At 64.4% G+C, this 14,118-nt stretch carries 15 protein-coding genes and 1 riboswitch; of the genes, 8 read left to right on the top strand and 7 right to left on the bottom strand.

What is annotated here, in order from left to right; translation table 11 throughout:
- The first annotated feature begins 6 nt into the window (after positions 1 to 6).
- Positions 7 to 363, top strand: a complete 357-nt coding sequence (locus SPICUR_RS05785) for a thiol-disulfide oxidoreductase DCC family protein (RefSeq protein ID WP_023367008.1) — start codon at positions 7 to 9, stop codon at positions 361 to 363.
- On the opposite strand, the gene SPICUR_RS05790 is transcribed toward SPICUR_RS05785, so the two are convergent.
- Genes SPICUR_RS05790 through SPICUR_RS05800 form a run of 3 tightly spaced genes read right to left on the bottom strand, consistent with a single transcriptional unit; the run spans position 360 to position 4,137 of the window.
- Positions 360 to 1,472 carry a mandelate racemase/muconate lactonizing enzyme family protein gene (locus SPICUR_RS05790; RefSeq protein WP_023367010.1) on the bottom strand — a complete coding sequence of 371 codons (1,113 nt, stop codon included), beginning with the start codon at positions 1,470 to 1,472 and terminating at the stop codon, positions 360 to 362. The genes SPICUR_RS05785 and SPICUR_RS05790 overlap by 4 nt on opposite strands.
- A complete protein-coding gene (locus SPICUR_RS05795) occupies positions 1,469 to 2,650 on the bottom strand; it encodes an iron-containing alcohol dehydrogenase (RefSeq protein WP_023367012.1) in 1,182 nt (393 codons plus the stop codon). The genes SPICUR_RS05790 and SPICUR_RS05795 overlap by 4 nt, the downstream gene beginning before the upstream one ends.
- Complete coding sequence (locus SPICUR_RS05800) at positions 2,647 to 4,137, bottom strand: aldehyde dehydrogenase family protein (protein ID WP_041382335.1); 1,491 nt, start codon at positions 4,135 to 4,137, stop codon at positions 2,647 to 2,649. Before SPICUR_RS05800 ends, SPICUR_RS05795 begins: the two co-directional genes overlap by 4 nt.
- Before the next feature lie 129 nt (positions 4,138 to 4,266).
- On the opposite strand from SPICUR_RS05800, the gene SPICUR_RS05805 reads away from it, so the two are divergent.
- The gene (locus SPICUR_RS05805) at positions 4,267 to 5,172 is read left to right on the top strand and encodes a LysR substrate-binding domain-containing protein (protein ID WP_023367016.1); all 906 of its coding nucleotides are present in this window, start codon (positions 4,267 to 4,269) and stop codon (positions 5,170 to 5,172) included.
- Positions 5,165 to 5,878, top strand: a complete 714-nt coding sequence (locus SPICUR_RS05810; protein ID WP_023367018.1) for a glycosyltransferase — start codon at positions 5,165 to 5,167, stop codon at positions 5,876 to 5,878. Before SPICUR_RS05805 ends, SPICUR_RS05810 begins: the two co-directional genes overlap by 8 nt.
- Before the next feature lie 6 nt (positions 5,879 to 5,884).
- Here SPICUR_RS05810 and SPICUR_RS05815 read toward each other — a convergent pair whose 3' ends face one another.
- The gene (locus SPICUR_RS05815; RefSeq protein ID WP_023367020.1) at positions 5,885 to 7,120 is read right to left on the bottom strand and encodes a D-amino acid dehydrogenase; all 1,236 of its coding nucleotides are present in this window, start codon (positions 7,118 to 7,120) and stop codon (positions 5,885 to 5,887) included.
- A 154-nt stretch (positions 7,121 to 7,274) separates the two neighbouring features.
- A riboswitch (glycine riboswitch) is annotated at positions 7,275 to 7,365 on the bottom strand.
- Between the two features lie 50 nt (positions 7,366 to 7,415).
- Between SPICUR_RS05815 and SPICUR_RS05820 the strand changes: the two genes are divergently transcribed.
- Entirely contained in the window at positions 7,416 to 8,009 is a 594-nt protein-coding gene (locus SPICUR_RS05820) for a YqiA/YcfP family alpha/beta fold hydrolase (protein WP_023367022.1), read from the top strand.
- On the opposite strand, the gene SPICUR_RS05825 is transcribed toward SPICUR_RS05820, so the two are convergent.
- Positions 7,981 to 8,862 carry a copper resistance D family protein gene (locus tag SPICUR_RS05825; protein WP_023367024.1) on the bottom strand — a complete coding sequence of 294 codons (882 nt, stop codon included), beginning with the start codon at positions 8,860 to 8,862 and terminating at the stop codon, positions 7,981 to 7,983. The genes SPICUR_RS05820 and SPICUR_RS05825 overlap by 29 nt on opposite strands.
- Positions 8,863 to 9,225 (bottom strand): copper resistance CopC family protein, encoded by a 363-nt coding sequence (locus SPICUR_RS05830; RefSeq protein ID WP_023367026.1) that lies wholly within the window; start codon positions 9,223 to 9,225, stop codon positions 8,863 to 8,865.
- A 104-nt stretch (positions 9,226 to 9,329) separates the two neighbouring features.
- On the opposite strand from SPICUR_RS05830, the gene SPICUR_RS05835 reads away from it, so the two are divergent.
- Genes SPICUR_RS05835 through SPICUR_RS05850 form a run of 4 tightly spaced genes read left to right on the top strand, consistent with a single transcriptional unit; the run spans position 9,330 to position 13,161 of the window.
- Positions 9,330 to 9,716, top strand: a complete 387-nt coding sequence (locus SPICUR_RS05835) for a DUF2237 family protein (RefSeq protein WP_023367028.1) — start codon at positions 9,330 to 9,332, stop codon at positions 9,714 to 9,716.
- Positions 9,717 to 9,731: 15 nt separating this feature from the next.
- Positions 9,732 to 11,276 (top strand): BCCT family transporter, encoded by a 1,545-nt coding sequence (locus SPICUR_RS05840; protein ID WP_023367029.1) that lies wholly within the window; start codon positions 9,732 to 9,734, stop codon positions 11,274 to 11,276.
- An 11-nt stretch (positions 11,277 to 11,287) separates the two neighbouring features.
- Complete coding sequence (locus tag SPICUR_RS05845) at positions 11,288 to 12,367, top strand: flavin monoamine oxidase family protein (RefSeq protein WP_023367031.1); 1,080 nt, start codon at positions 11,288 to 11,290, stop codon at positions 12,365 to 12,367.
- Positions 12,364 to 13,161 (top strand): hypothetical protein, encoded by a 798-nt coding sequence (locus tag SPICUR_RS05850; RefSeq protein ID WP_023367033.1) that lies wholly within the window; start codon positions 12,364 to 12,366, stop codon positions 13,159 to 13,161. Before SPICUR_RS05845 ends, SPICUR_RS05850 begins: the two co-directional genes overlap by 4 nt.
- On the opposite strand, the gene SPICUR_RS05855 is transcribed toward SPICUR_RS05850, so the two are convergent.
- Positions 13,158 to 14,111 (bottom strand): MBL fold metallo-hydrolase, encoded by a 954-nt coding sequence (locus SPICUR_RS05855; protein ID WP_023367035.1) that lies wholly within the window; start codon positions 14,109 to 14,111, stop codon positions 13,158 to 13,160. The two genes, SPICUR_RS05850 and SPICUR_RS05855, sit on opposite strands and share 4 nt — an antisense overlap.
- Positions 14,112 to 14,118: the final 7 nt, after the last annotated feature.

The raw sequence follows: 14,118 nt of genomic DNA on the forward strand, positions 1-14,118 counted from the left end.
GCGGCCATGAATCAGCCAACACTCTATTACGATGGCAGCTGCGGGATGTGTCGGCGCGAGATCGAGCACCTCCGCCCTCGGCTGCAGCCCCATGTGCGACTCGTCGATATCAGCACGCCGGCATTCGAGCCACCCGATGGCTATACGCTCGGCGCGATGATGGAGCGCCTGCATTTCCATGACGGTGCGCGGATGCGCATCGGCCTGCCCGCCTCACTCGGCTACTGGCGAATCGCTGGCGGCGGATTCCGCTGGCTCGCCGCCGCACTGAGCCTGCCGGGGCTGTTCCAGTGCGGCAACTGGGCCTATGACCGTTGGGCGGCCTGGCGGATGCGTCATCAGCGCTGCGAGGTGCCGCGCTAGGGCATGACCCGCGTCTGTGCCAGCGTCTCCTCGTCCAGTACCAGCCCCAGCCCGGGCGCGTCGCCGAGCTGCAGATGACCGTTCTCATCCGGGCGGACCGGCGTACTGAGCGGAAAATCACGGCGCTCAGGGGTCCATTCCGGCGGATCATAGGGCAACTCGATGAAGTCCGTCCCCACACTGCCAGCGGTGAGATGGGCATTGGCGATCAAGCCAATGCCATTGCCCCAGGTATGGGGAGTGAATATGCAGCCCGCGTCGACCACCTGTTCGGCCAGTGCCCGCAGATGGGTCATTCCCAGCGAGCACACGGCATCGGGCTGGTAGACATCCAGGCAGTCACGCTCGAGCAGGGTCTGGAACTCGTGCCACTCACGGGTCATTTCCCCGCCGGCAATCGCAAGGCGCGTGTCCCGGCGCAGGCGTGTCATCCCGGCATAATCACCACGATGGAGGGGTTCTTCCATCCAGTACACATCATGACGCTCGAGCTCCCGGGCAACCTCGAGCGCCTTTTCATACACCCAGGGTGGCTGGGTATCCCAGGGCATTCGCCAGCCCTGGTTGCAGTCCACCATTAGCGTGAGATTGTCACCCACCGCCGCGCGAACCCGCTCAAGCACTGCGAAATCCTCCGCGAGGGTCGCCCGTCCAAAGCGGATCTTCATCGCCGGCAGGCCCTGAGCATGGATATGTCGGGCCATATCCGCCATGACCTCGGGCGAGCGATGGACACCGCTCGAGGCATAGCAGCCAATCGACGAACCGCGGCCACCAGCCATCTGCCAGGCAGCACGCCCATCGATCCTGCCGGCAAGATCCCACAGCGCAACATCCAGTGCCCACGGACGGCCGGCGTGAAAGCCGATATTGCTAAGGACCTCGGCGTGACGCGCCAGGGCCAGCGGATCCCTACCCAGAAACAGCTCCAGGTAGTCATGCAGACCATGCATTGGATCCCCCGAGCCGATACCAACCCGACCCTCACTATCCTCGACGCGCACCACTGTTGCCCCGAAAAAACGCCGCGGACGGGTATCCCAGGCGGCCGGGAACGGCGGATCGAGCGGCAGCCGGTGATGGCTGATACGGATATCACGGATGCTCATGATGCACGCTCCCCGCCCGCGGTATAGTCAAGACAGTATGCAGCCACCTGATCGGCGAGCATGGCGAGGTCAGACTCCCGCGCCAGCCGCGCGTTGTTGCGGATCATGGGGCGATTGGGTTCCGCCGCCATTTCAGCCGCAAGGGCGTTCGGGTCAAGGCTCGCCGGCAGCACACGACGCGCGATCGCGGGGAAATCCACCTCCACCAGCCATTCATCGAAGGCCCGGGCCAGACCGAGCGCCTCGCCGTTGGCCACGCCAAATGCGTTCGCCGCCGCCTGATAACGGACCGGCTCGGCATCGATACTCCAGGCAAGGCTCGCCTGAAGCCCCACGGTCACCGCAATGCCATGCGGGACATGGTTGAGACTGCCCAGTGCATGACCGATGTTATGCGCCATCCCGGTACCGCCCGCATCAATCGCGAGCCCCGCCAGCGTTGCCGCGAACTGCATGTCCGCGGCGGCATGGATGTCATGCGGATCATGCCGATAGGTCGACAGGGCGCCGCGCGCCCGACGAATCGCCTCCAGCCCGTAGGCCTCGGTGAACACACTGCCGCCCTGCCCCGTCAACGCCTCGAGACCGTGGACAAAGGCATCAAGGCCTGTCCCGACAATCATCCCCGGCGGGACGCTGCTGGTCAGTGTCGGATCGAGGATAACCGAGTCCGGCGCCATATCGGGCGCCCAGGCCCAGAGCTTCTGGCCGTTATCGTCACTGACGATGGCGGTATGGGTGACTTCCGAACCGGTCCCCGATGTCGTGGGGATCATCACCGCGGGCCAGCGCGCCGGCGGGATGTTGCGTCCAAGGACGAAGTCCTCAGCCGGCAGCGCCGTCGCGGCGAGGCTCGCCACTAACTTCGCACTGTCCAGCGCGCTTCCGCCGCCGAGCCCGACGATCACGGCATGCCCGAGCGCCCGCGCCTGTTCCGCGCCGGCGTTGACGGTGGCGAGTGTGGGTTCGCCGTTGGGGCAGATGCAGCGCTCGCAGGTATGCCCCGCGGGCAGAGCCGCCTCGAAACGATCCACCAGACCCGCCGATTCCATACCGGCGTCGGCGATCACGAGCACCGGCGTGGGCGTAGCCGGCAGGGCCTGACTCAGACGCTGCAGGGCATCGGCACCGGCCAGAATGCGTGGCGTTGCGGCAATATCCAGATCGAGAGCAGTCATACGGCGATCCAGGTCGTCTTGATTTCGGTGTATTTATCAAAGGCATGCAGCGAGCGGTCGCGACCGATGCCTGATTGCTTATAACCGCCGAACGGCGTGGCCACCGTCGCCATGTCATAGCAGTTGACCCACACAGTGCCGGCGCGCAGCTGGCGCGCGGCGCGATGGGCATCGGCGAGGCGGTCCGTCCATACTGACGCGGCAAGCCCATAGTCGGAGTCATTGGCGATGCGAATGCCCTCCTCAAGGCCATCGCATTCGATCACCGCCAGCACCGGACCGAAAATCTCCTCACGGGCGGCATCGAGGTCGTTATGGATATCGCGCAGTATTGCTGGACGCATGAACGCACCTCCCTCGGGCCGATCGACGGGCTCACCACCGATCACTCGACCACCGTCGCGACGGACGCCGTTCAGATAGGCCTGGACGCGCTCGAGATGCCCGGTTGAGATCATCGCGCCCATCACCGTCGATTCCTCGAGGGGATGGCCGGGTTCGAACTGGGGCATCATCGCCGCTACGCGGTCCAGGAGGTCGTCGGCAACATGCCGGTCGACGATCAAGCGCGAACCGGCATGGCAGGTCTCACCCTGGTTGTACCAGATGCTCCAGGCAATGGCCTCGGCCGCGGCATCGAGGTCCTCGCATTCGCGGGTGACGATCTGCGCGGATTTGCCACCGCACTCGAGCCCCACCTTTTTCATGTTCGACTCACCGCTCCGGACCAGCAGGCGTTTGCCGATCTCGGTGGAACCGGTGAAGGCGATCGCATCCACTCGGTCATGGCCGGCCAGCGCATCACCGGTGATGTGACCGCGCCCCGGCAGGACCTGAAAGGCGCCCGCTGGTACGCCCGCCTCATGGGCGATCCGGCCCAGCAGCAGGCTGGCCAGCGTCGATTCCTCGGCCGGTTTGAGGATGACGCTGTTGCCGGCCGCAAGCGCGGGGCCGATCTTCCAGCCGGCAATGATCAGCGGATAGTTCCACGGCACGATCGCCGCCACCGTTCCGATCGGCTCGCGACGGATACTGATCACTGCGTCATTGCCGGCCGGTGCCATCTCGTCATAGAGCTTATCGAGCGCCTCGCCGTACCACTGAATGGTGCTGGCGCAGGCGGGGACGTCCACGGCTATGGTCTGACTGATGGGCTTGCCGGTTTCCAGGGTCTCGAGCAGTGCAAGTTGCTCGGCGTTCGCGCGGATGCCCGCTGCGAACCGCAACATGACCGTCTTGCGTTCGGAAGGATCAAGATCCGCCCATACACCCGAATGAAACCGGGCGGCGGCGATCTCTACGGCGTCATCGACGTCCTCAGCCGTCCACTCGTCCACTGTGGCGAGGGCCTCGCCCGTAGCGGGGTTGTCAGCAATGAATGTGGCGTTGTGGCGCGGCGCCCGCTCGGCGCCGTCGACGAAGGCCCGAGTGGGGCAGTCAATCGCGGCGGCGGCGGCGTGCCAGTCAGTGAGATCGGATGCGCTCATGATATCGGCTTTTCCCTTGCGCTGAAGTAAACGCTGCAAGGTGTATCAGCTGGCTTGATCGGCCTTCAATCGATAATATCGCAGTTGCTGATTGCGTTTTACTCAACTCCATTCAGGGGAGCCGAAACCATGGCCACCGATCTTCCGTCCTTGAATGCCCTGAAGGCCTTCGAAGTGGTCGCGCGCTGCCGATCGATCACCCGGGCGGCAGCGGTGCTGCATGTCACTCCCGGTGCGGTCTCACGGCAGTTAAAACAGCTCGAAGCCGAGCTCGGTGAGGCATTGGTGATCCGGGGTCCGCGTCAGGCAAGTCTCACCCCAAGCGGCGTTATGCTCATGGAAACGGTCTCCTCATCGCTCGAGCAGGTCCGCCAGACGGTCAGCGATCTGCGCGGTGGACGACATCGGCGCCGTCTGGCGCTGAATATCCCCAGCACCCTGGCGAGTCGCTGGCTGATGCCCCGACTGCATGCACTGCGGGCCATCGATCCAACGCTGGTCGTATCAATCCGTACCGAGACCAAGGACCGGCTCTCGCAGCGGGACGGGCTGGATGCGGCGATCCGCTTCGGGACCGGGGACTGGCCAGCGCTGCACAGCAGCCACCTTTTTCAGGAAAGACATGTCGCGGTGGCGTCTCCGGCCGTCCGGCAGGCACTGACGCGCGATGATGCGCGGGTATCACTGACCGAAGCGACACTGCTGCATGTATTGAAACGCGAGGGCCGATACCTGTCCTGGCCGCACTGGTTGGATGCGGCCGGCATTGGGGGCGTGGATGCGACCAAGGGGTTTGAGTTCGACACCCTGGACCTTGCCATCGAGGCGGCGATCGCCGGCGTGGGCGTCACCATCGCCGACTGGCATATGGTCGCCGGGGACATCGCCGCCGGCCGGCTCGTCCAGCTACTCGAAACCGTGGTACCCGGTACGCAGTCGTACTGGTGGGTCCGACCCCCCGACTCACCGCTCACCGGACCGCTCGAGACATTCGAGCACTGGCTGCGCTCGACGCTGGAGATCCACCATGCCTGAGCTTTCCGTCATCATTCCCGCCTGGAATGAGGCCGACTATCTGCCAGCAACACTCGCCTCGCTGCAGGCATCGTTGCAGACGCAATCGCTGAGCGCTGAGCTCATCGTTGTCGATAATGACTCCACCGATGCCACCGCTGACATTGCGGCGGACGCCGGTGCCCGCGTGGTGCACGAGCCGGAGCACCGGATCGCCCGGGTCCGCAATGCGGGCGCTGAGATAGCCTGTGGTGACTGGCTGCTGTTCGTCGATGCCGACACCCGCATCGAGCCTGCGCATCTTGAATGCCTGCTCGCCGCAACCGATCGATCGTGTGCTGGGGGCGGTGCAGCCATCGGATTCGATCGGCTGCAGTCGTTGCCGCAGCGCATCGGGCTCGCGGCCTGGAATAGCCTATCGCGTCGATGCCGGCTGGCGGCCGGCTGCTTTGTCTTCGCCCGCGCCGACCTGCATGCAGCGATCGGCGGGTTCAGCGAACAGCTCTACGCCGGCGATGAGATCGGCTACTCGCGTCAGCTGGATCGAGCCGGGCGACGGCAGGGCCGACGTTTCGTGATCCTTGATGCACCGCCAGTGATCAGCTCGGCGCGCAAGATGGACTGGTTCCGACCCTGGCAGCATGCCCTGGTACTCGCCACGTTCGTCGTATTTCCCTGGGCCGGACGTTTCAAGCGATTGAGCTGGTTCTGGTACCGACGCCCCTGAGACGACCTAGCGCGCAGGACTCGCCTGCCAGGATCGGGTGGATGCAACCTCGACCGTCTCTGCGATCTGCTCGGCGGTGACCGCGGACAGGGTCCAGCCCAGATGACCGTGACCGGTGTTATAGAACACGCCCGGCCGGCGGCCCTCGCCGACGCGCGGCATCATATCGGGCATCATTGGCCGCAGACCGGCCCAGGGTACCGCATGACGGGTACTGACCGCCGGAAAGCAGTCCTTGACCCAGTCGAGCAACGGCTCGATCCGGTCATGACGGATGTTGCGGTTATAACCGTTGAATTCGGCGGTGCCGGCGACCCGGAAACGCCCCTCCCCCAGCCGGCTCGAAACCAGCTTGGTCTCGTCATCCAGCAGGCTCATCCACGGGGCGGCGTTGCGCGACGCCTCGTCATGCAGATCCACGGTGATGGAGTAGCCCTTGACCGGATAGACATTCACGCGATCCCCCAGCCGCGCCGCCAGCGGACGACTGGCAACGCCCGCGCAGACAACAATGCCATCGAACGCTTCACGATCCCCGGCGGTCTGCACCCAGGCGCCATCATCGGCGGCACCGACATCCTCAACGGCGCAGTCGTAGCGCATCGTCGCACCGCGCCGTTCGACCGCCTGGGCCAGCCCATGCGTGAACTTGTGGATATCGCCGGTGGAGTCGCTCTCGGTATAGAAGCCCGCATAATAATCGCCGGCAAGATTCGGCTCGATCGCCCGCATCTCCTCGGGCGACACAGCGCGTCGCTCCAGTCCGCCAGCGGCCAGCAAACGGGTGACTTCGGTGGCGTGATCGAAGCCCGCCTTGTTGCGGTAGATGTGAAGAATCCCGCGGCGCTCGAGGTCAAAGTCGATGCCCTCGCGCTGTCCCCAATCGAACAGGTAATCCCGGGCGGCGATGGCGAGTCTGGCCGTCTCTGTCGTGTTGTGTGCGTACTGCCGGGTGGCGGCGACGAACGATGCGAACCAGCTCAGCTTATGCCAGGAGGGTTTGGGATTGACCAGCAGCGGCGCATCCGCGCGCAGCATCCAGCGTAGTCCCTTGACGATGGTGGGCCAGTGGTTCCATACCTCGGCGTTTGAGGCCGACAGCTGGCCGCCATTGGCGAACGACGTCTCCATGGCCGCGTAGCGATGTCGCTCAAAGACCGTCACGTCGAAGCCGCGATTGATCAGCGCGTAGGCTGTGGTAATGCCGGTGATTCCGCCGCCGATGACTGCGATATGCTTCATCGATCTACTCCCAGTCAGGTTGTGTGCACCCGTCGCGCGTTCGCGACCCGTGCCCCTTCCGTCCTGGTGCCTGAGAGATTCACGGAACGCAGTGAGCGCTCCGCTTGCTCCTTCGGCGAGTCGACCCTGCGGCCGGCTGCTTTTCGGAATGATCACCACGCAGACGGTCCGTTGGCCTGAGAGATTCCGGGGCGGTTGCTCCTTCGGCGCCGGCATCGAATGCCGGACTCTCCCACCTGCGCTAGAATTGAAGTGTCCCGGTTTTCAGAAACGAATGCAATCGTCAGAGAGATCCATGATCACGCTCAATTATCTCCACGGCTTTAATTCCGCCGCGCTCGATTCCGACGGCAAGGTCAATGAGCTGCGCACGCGCTTTAAGGTCAACCTGATTAACTACAACAGCTTCGCTTCCCACGACGCCATCATCCAGGCCATTGATGCCCAGCGCGTGCGCACTCCGCCCACTGCCTTCATCGGCACCTCGCTGGGTGGATATTTCGCTGCGGTGATGGGTCGGCGCCTCGGACTACCGTCGATCATGGTTAACCCGAGCTGCGATCCGCACTGGGCCCTGGCACACTATCGAGACGTCACCCTGGAGAACTACAAGCTCCCCGAGGAGCCGCCTCGGACATTGACAGCGGCAACCATCGATACCTACGCCGGCACAGCGCTGTCTGCCGATCCAGCGGATTACACGATCCCCCCGCTGCTGATCGTCGACAGCGGCGACGAGCTGCTCGATGCCGAGGCGACCTGCGAAACCTATGCCGGACTGGGCGGGGCAATGGTGTTCCCCGGCGGCTCACACCGGTTCGAGCACATGACCGACGCCCTCGATGGCATCGAGGCCTATATCAACCGCCAGGGCCAGTCACCGTTGTGAATGTGGCGCTGATCACAATGATCAGGCCAATCGCCGCCGCCTCAACAGCCAGCGAGCGGCGCATGGCCCGCCCCGCCTCCGGCCGGTGATCGACTAATGCCGGCGTCAGGGCGCGCTTGTTAATGGCAGCGAGCCCAAGCACCGCGGCAAACACGCCAAGCTTGGCGGCGAAGAGCTGCCCGTAGGCAGTCTGGAGCGCGGCGAGGAGCCCGCCGGTCAGACTGTTGAGGGTAATCAAGCCGGCGACCACCAGCACGGCCACAACGCCGATGGCCTTGCGACCGAAGTCCTCCGCTACAACGGCGGCGGCGTCACCGGGCTGACCGCTCAGCCGGTAGAGGGGGACAAAAATCCCCACCCAGAAACTCAGACACAGCATGTGTACCACAAGCAGCGCGCCGTCCAGCCATCCAGCGGTCGCCGTCACATGCCCGCTGAGCGGAAACGACACGGCGATCACAATCACGCCAATCAGTGACAGGGCCTTGCCCGCCCAGCTACCGACCAGCCCGGCAGCGATCAGGATCAGCCCGGTGGCCTGAAGCGCCAGGGTCTGCCCCAGCGCACCGCTCCCCACCAGAGAGAGCAGGCCGACATCGACGGCGGCGCCCCAGTCGTTCCCGGCAAGGAAGACCGCCTCGAGCATCAGCCGCGCCCCGATCAGCGCCAGGGCAACCGGCGCGATCGCTGCCGCCAGCCGTTGCTGGAAGCGTCGTTCCTGCAGCGGCATACCCGCCACCGCCAATCGGCAGAGAACGGATCCAGAAGCGATCAGCAGCAGCGCATAGCCTGCCGCCTTGACCGCGATGCCGAGGCCGTCAGAGCCATTGATCCCGGCAATGACCTCGAGCATTCAATCGCCGCTGACCGTGAACGCTATCGCATCGGAGAGCGTATGACCGTCTTCAGACAGCCCCCGCCACTCCAGTTCATAACGCCCGGCTGGCAACGACGGCGGCTCGACGGTGAGTGTCTCAGCGGCGGAGCGACCTGCCAGCGGGCTGACCGCATAGCTCTGCCCCGCCTCGTCGGTCAGCGTTGCACTGACGATTCGCAGCGGCGCATCAAACGAGACACTCACGCGGTCGGGTGTTGCCGCCACTGTGGCCCCGTCAGCGGGCTCGCTGGAGCTGATCATGGAATGAGCGGCCGCGTCACCGCCCATCAGCACCAGTGCGAGCATCACTGAATGGATCAGGATCCGGATCGGATGCATTGAAATCCCTCTATCATCTATCAATCGCCCTATGCGTTGATGAATAAAGATAGGCGTTGGTTCCTCCATAGGCAATCCATCCGTGGCGCGCGTAGAATTGAACCATGGAAAAATTCAACAGCACCAATGTTTTTGGCGATACCCTCAACGCCTGTGGACAGGAACCACTGACTGGCTTCTTCCGCGATGGCTGCTGCAACACCAGTCATGCCGACGGTGGCATGCACACGGTCTGCGCTATTGTCACCGAAGCCTTCCTTTCGTTCTCGCGCAGCCGCGGCAACGATCTGACTGCGCCGGTGCCATTCGCCGATTTCCCGGGGCTCAAGCCCGGCGATCGATGGTGTCTCTGCGCCGGACGCTGGCTTGAAGCGCAGCGCGCAGGCGTTGCTCCACCGGTGGACCTGACGGCCACCCATGAAGAAACGCTGGCGGTGATCGACTTCGAGACACTCTCTGCCTATGCCGCATCCGGTGACAGTGGCGGATAGTCGGGCGGACGACTGATGCGGGGCAAAGCGCGGGAGGACCGGTTTTTCGCCACCGTCAACCCGACGGTTTTCACTGCCTCGGCCCTGGTCATTGGTGGTTTCGTTGCCTTCGGTGTCATCCAGCCCGACCGGGCAACGACACTCTTCCAGCTCATGAATGGCTTCATCACCGAGTATCTCGGCTGGGGCTATCTGGTGGTGGTCACGTTTTTTGTTGGTTTTCTCATCTGGCTGGGCCTCAGCCGTTTCGGAACGATCCGCCTCGGCCAGCCCGGGGACCGGCCGCATTTCCGCTTCTCGGCCTGGTTCGCGATGCTGTTCAGCGCCGGCATGGGAATCGGGCTGGTGTTCTGGAGCATTGCCGAACCGATCCTGCACTACCAGAACCCACCGACCGGCGCGGGTGGCACGCCCGAAGCCGCCAGTCAGGCAATGATCTATAGCTTCTTCCACTGGGGGCTGCATGCCTGGGCGGTCTATGTCGTGCTCGGCCTGTCAGTGGCGTACTTCAGCTTCCGTCACCAGTTGCCGCTCACCATCCGCTCGGTGCTCTATCCGCTGATCGGCGACCGGATCTATGGCCCCATCGGTCACATCATTGATGTGCTGGCGGTTTTCGGCACGCTCTTTGGCCTCGCCACCTCGCTTGGGTTCGGGGCAATGCAGCTCAACACCGGCCTCAACGAGCTGGTGGGGATGCCGATCGACCCGCTCTGGCAGGTCGGGATCATCGCCAGCATCACCGGTTTCGCCGTTCTGTCGGTGATCTCCGGACTGGATCGGGGGCTCAAGTGGTTGAGCATGTTCAACCTGGGTCTTGCCCTGCTATTGCTCGCGTTCATCTTCATTGCGGGCCCCACGCTGTTTCTCGTTCGCTTCTTTCTCGATTCAATTGGGGGTTATTTCCAGCAACTGGTGGGGATGAGCCTTTCCACCGGCGCCATGAAGAGCACCGAGTGGCACAAGGACTGGACCATGTTTTACTGGGGCTGGTGGATTGCCTGGTCGCCATTCGTCGGCATTTTCATCGCTCGGATCTCGCGCGGCCGGACCATTCGCGAGTTCATCGTCGGCGTCCTCGCCCTGCCAACGCTGTTTGTATTCGCGTGGCTTACCGTCTTCGGAGGGACCGCGCTGCACATGGAGGTCTTCGGTGGCGACGCCGGCATCGCAGCAGCCGTCAGCAAGGATACAACAGTGGCGCTCTACCTCACCCTCGCCGAGCTTCCCTGGACAACGCTTTCCTCGGCCCTGGCGACACTGCTCATCGCCACTTACTTCATCACCTCCTCCGATTCCGGGACATTCGTGGTGGATGCGCTGATCTCACGGGGTGCCAGGCACTCTCCGCGGCGCCAGCGTGTGATCTGGGGTATCACCGAAGGCGCCGTTGCCGCGACGCTCCTGCTGGTCGGCGGTGAAACCGCGCTGCAGGGCCTGCAGACGGGGGCTCTGACCGCCGGCCTGCCGGTGGCGGTCATCCTCGTGGTTTGCTGTGTCAGCCTTGTGCGGGCATTGCGCTACGAATCACTGGGCACGGATATCCAGCCCATTCGTTAGGGAACAACACCATGACAGAAACATCACTGGCGATTATCGGTGCCGGTCTGGCCGGCGTTACTGCGGCGCGTGTCGCCAAAGCCCATGGCGTCACGCCGTTGCTCCTCGAGGCCAGCGATCGGATCGGCGGGCGTATTGACGGACTTCGAACGGACGATGACCGACTGATCGGTGATCTTGGGCCCTCCTGGGTCTGGCCGCCCTTCCAGCCTGGCGTCCAGCGCTGGCTGGATCGGCTGGAGACACCGATCTTTGATCAATACGAGCAGGGAGATGCGGTACTGGACGGATTCGCGGCGCAGCCATTCCGTCACCAACTCCCCGGGCAGCACGGTATGGCACGGATCGTCGGCGGACCAAGCCGACTGGTGGAGGTCATGGCAGCGCCGCTGGCCAACGACGCTATTCATTATCATCAGAGTGTTCGGTCGATCACGGCACGCACGGACGGACGCCTGCAGATTGACACCGAGGCCGGTGCGATAGTGACGGCCGAGCAAGTCCTGGTCGCAGCACCGCCAAGGCTTGTCGCCGAGCGGATCACGCTGCCGACGGGCATCGACCACTCAGTGGTTCAGGCACTGGCGGGTCTGCCCACCTGGATGGCCGCACAGGCCAAGGCGGTCATCCGCTATCCGACACCATTCTGGCGCGAGCAAGGGCTCTCGGGTCGGATTGCCAGTCGGATCGGGCCGCTGTTCGAGTCGCATGACCATACCAGCGCCGATGGTGATGCGGCACTGTTCGGCTTCATATCAACTCCGCCGGAGCACCGCGATCCAGAACCCCTGCACCAGGCCATCATCGACCAGCTCACGCGCTGTCTCGGTCCGCAAGCGGCCCAGCCGGACGCCGTGGCCCTGCGGGACTGGGCGCTGGATACAGCGATCTGTTCAACGGCCGATCGCCATGAGCCGCCTGCCCATCCCTCAGTGGGACCATCGATCCTTCGATCGTCCCACCTCGACGGCCGTCTCTGGTTTTGCGGGGCCGAGACCGCTGATCAGAGCCCAGGCCTGATCGAAGGCGCCCTGCTGGCCGGCGAGAACGCGGCTAACGCGGCACTCGCGCAGCGCTCAAACGCCGCATGAATCACGATGATCCGCAGTTCGACGCCTACATCGGCATCGACTATTCCGGGGCGGCGACGCCTGACCGGGGGCTGACCGGGCTGCGGGTCTATCAGGCACAGGGGGCGCAGCCCGCCCGGGAGGTCAGGATGGACCCGGCGGGCCGACGTCACTGGAGCCGCCGCGCCATCGCTGAGTGGCTCATCACCCGGCTATCAGGTACTGATCGCGTGCTGGTCGGCATCGACCATGGATTTGCCTTTCCCCTGGCCTGGTTCGAGCAGTATGGACAGGCCGCCGACTGGGATGCGTTTCTCGCCGACTTTCGCGTCCACTGGCCCACCGACCAGACGGACTGTACTGTCGAACAGGTCCGCCGTGGTCTGATCGGCGATGGTAAAGCGCGGGCCGGGAATGCCCGCTGGCGGCGTTTGACCGAGCGGCCGGTCGGCGCAAAGTCGGTCTTTCACTTCGATGTCCCCGGATCGGTGGCCAAATCCACTCATGCCGGTCTGCCCTGGCTCGACCACCTGCGACGACGGCTGGGGCAACGCCTGCACGCCTGGCCGTTCGATGGCTGGACGATCCCGCCCGGCCATTCGGCGATCGCCGAGATCTATCCATCGATCTGGGCCGGCGACTTTCCACGCGGCGAGCGGACAGCCGATCAGCAGGATGCCTATGGCGTCGCCCGGGCGCTCCAGCAGACCGATCGAGACGGCGCACTGGCAGGCTATCTGCAGCCCGCCCTGGATGCCTCAACCCGGGCGGTGGCCGCCTATGAGGGATGGATCCTCGGCGTCACCCGCGGCTAGCGCGCGGCCTGCCGTTGCTGTTTCCGCCGCCAGTGCCATAAGCCCTCGGCGGTGAGCCATAGGTCCAGATCGAAGTCCCGCTCAAACGCCCGCTGCTCGCAGTCGGCCGGCAGCCATTGCGCCCAGCCTTCGACCAACCACTGCTGCAGCTCGTCGGGGGTTTGTGCGTCTGCGCTCCACTCGACGGCCGCCTCGAGCATGGCCTGAAGCCGGTCCGCGGCGGCCAGTGGCGCATCGATGATGGGGAAGTGCGCCGGCGCCACACGGCGTGGCTGCAGCGTGCGGATCCGTGCCAGGGTAGCGCGGTAGGCATCGGGATCGAATTGCGGTGGCGGCACGACAGGCACTAAAAACGGTCTATCACCCTCGCCATAGCCGGGGTAGCTGGCGCCGAACGCATCACCCGCAATGAGCACCGATGATGCCTCGTCAAAGAGGCTCAGCTGGTGCCAGGCATGCCCGGGGGTGTGGATGACCTGAAGCCGTCGCCCGCCCAGCACCACCGTTTCGCCATCATCGAGTGCGGTGATGCGCGTCGGCGGCACCGGCGTCAGCGGCGCATACTCCCGATCAAAGAAGGCATCGCCATAGAGCGCCCGCACCCCGGACTCCAGCCGCGTCGGATCAACCATATGCGGCTCACCGGAGGGGTGCACTCCGAGACGGGCATTGGGGAGTGCCGCCATCAGCCCGCCTGCGCCGCCGGCATGATCGAGATGGACATGACTGGGGATTACCCAGTCGACAGCGCCACGATCGATGCCATTTCCGGCAAGACACGACAGAATCCGCGGCACGCTGTGCCCGACACCGGTATCGATGATCGCCGCATGGCCGTCCTCGATCACCAGATAGGCCGCCGTGTGCGCCGCGCGGAGATACCCGGTATCGATCTGGATCAACCCCGGCGCAATGGTCTCGCCGGTCGTCTCCATCGCCACTGCCGACATCGGCTTA

It is taken from the genome of Spiribacter curvatus (genome assembly GCF_000485905.1).
Classification (GTDB): domain Bacteria; phylum Pseudomonadota; class Gammaproteobacteria; order Nitrococcales; family Nitrococcaceae; genus Spiribacter; species Spiribacter curvatus.

What these genes read in the sequence shown, in the direction of transcription:
- SPICUR_RS05785 (WP_023367008.1), top strand. Translation starts at nt 7, where the DNA reads ATGAATCAGCCAACACTCTATTACGATGGCAGCTGCGGGATGTGTCGG.
- SPICUR_RS05790 (WP_023367010.1), bottom strand. Translation starts at nt 1,472, where the DNA reads ATGAGCATCCGTGATATCCGTATCAGCCATCACCGGCTGCCGCTCGAT.
- SPICUR_RS05795 (WP_023367012.1), bottom strand. Translation starts at nt 2,650, where the DNA reads ATGACTGCTCTCGATCTGGATATTGCCGCAACGCCACGCATTCTGGCC.
- SPICUR_RS05800 (WP_041382335.1), bottom strand. Translation starts at nt 4,137, where the DNA reads ATGAGCGCATCCGATCTCACTGACTGGCACGCCGCCGCCGCCGCGATT.
- SPICUR_RS05805 (WP_023367016.1), top strand. Translation starts at nt 4,267, where the DNA reads ATGGCCACCGATCTTCCGTCCTTGAATGCCCTGAAGGCCTTCGAAGTG.
- SPICUR_RS05810 (WP_023367018.1), top strand. Translation starts at nt 5,165, where the DNA reads ATGCCTGAGCTTTCCGTCATCATTCCCGCCTGGAATGAGGCCGACTAT.
- SPICUR_RS05815 (WP_023367020.1), bottom strand. Translation starts at nt 7,120, where the DNA reads ATGAAGCATATCGCAGTCATCGGCGGCGGAATCACCGGCATTACCACA.
- SPICUR_RS05820 (WP_023367022.1), top strand. Translation starts at nt 7,416, where the DNA reads ATGATCACGCTCAATTATCTCCACGGCTTTAATTCCGCCGCGCTCGAT.
- SPICUR_RS05825 (WP_023367024.1), bottom strand. Translation starts at nt 8,862, where the DNA reads ATGCTCGAGGTCATTGCCGGGATCAATGGCTCTGACGGCCTCGGCATC.
- SPICUR_RS05830 (WP_023367026.1), bottom strand. Translation starts at nt 9,225, where the DNA reads ATGCATCCGATCCGGATCCTGATCCATTCAGTGATGCTCGCACTGGTG.
- SPICUR_RS05835 (WP_023367028.1), top strand. Translation starts at nt 9,330, where the DNA reads ATGGAAAAATTCAACAGCACCAATGTTTTTGGCGATACCCTCAACGCC.
- SPICUR_RS05840 (WP_023367029.1), top strand. Translation starts at nt 9,732, where the DNA reads ATGCGGGGCAAAGCGCGGGAGGACCGGTTTTTCGCCACCGTCAACCCG.
- SPICUR_RS05845 (WP_023367031.1), top strand. Translation starts at nt 11,288, where the DNA reads ATGACAGAAACATCACTGGCGATTATCGGTGCCGGTCTGGCCGGCGTT.
- SPICUR_RS05850 (WP_023367033.1), top strand. Translation starts at nt 12,364, where the DNA reads ATGAATCACGATGATCCGCAGTTCGACGCCTACATCGGCATCGACTAT.
- SPICUR_RS05855 (WP_023367035.1), bottom strand. Translation starts at nt 14,111, where the DNA reads ATGTCGGCAGTGGCGATGGAGACGACCGGCGAGACCATTGCGCCGGGG.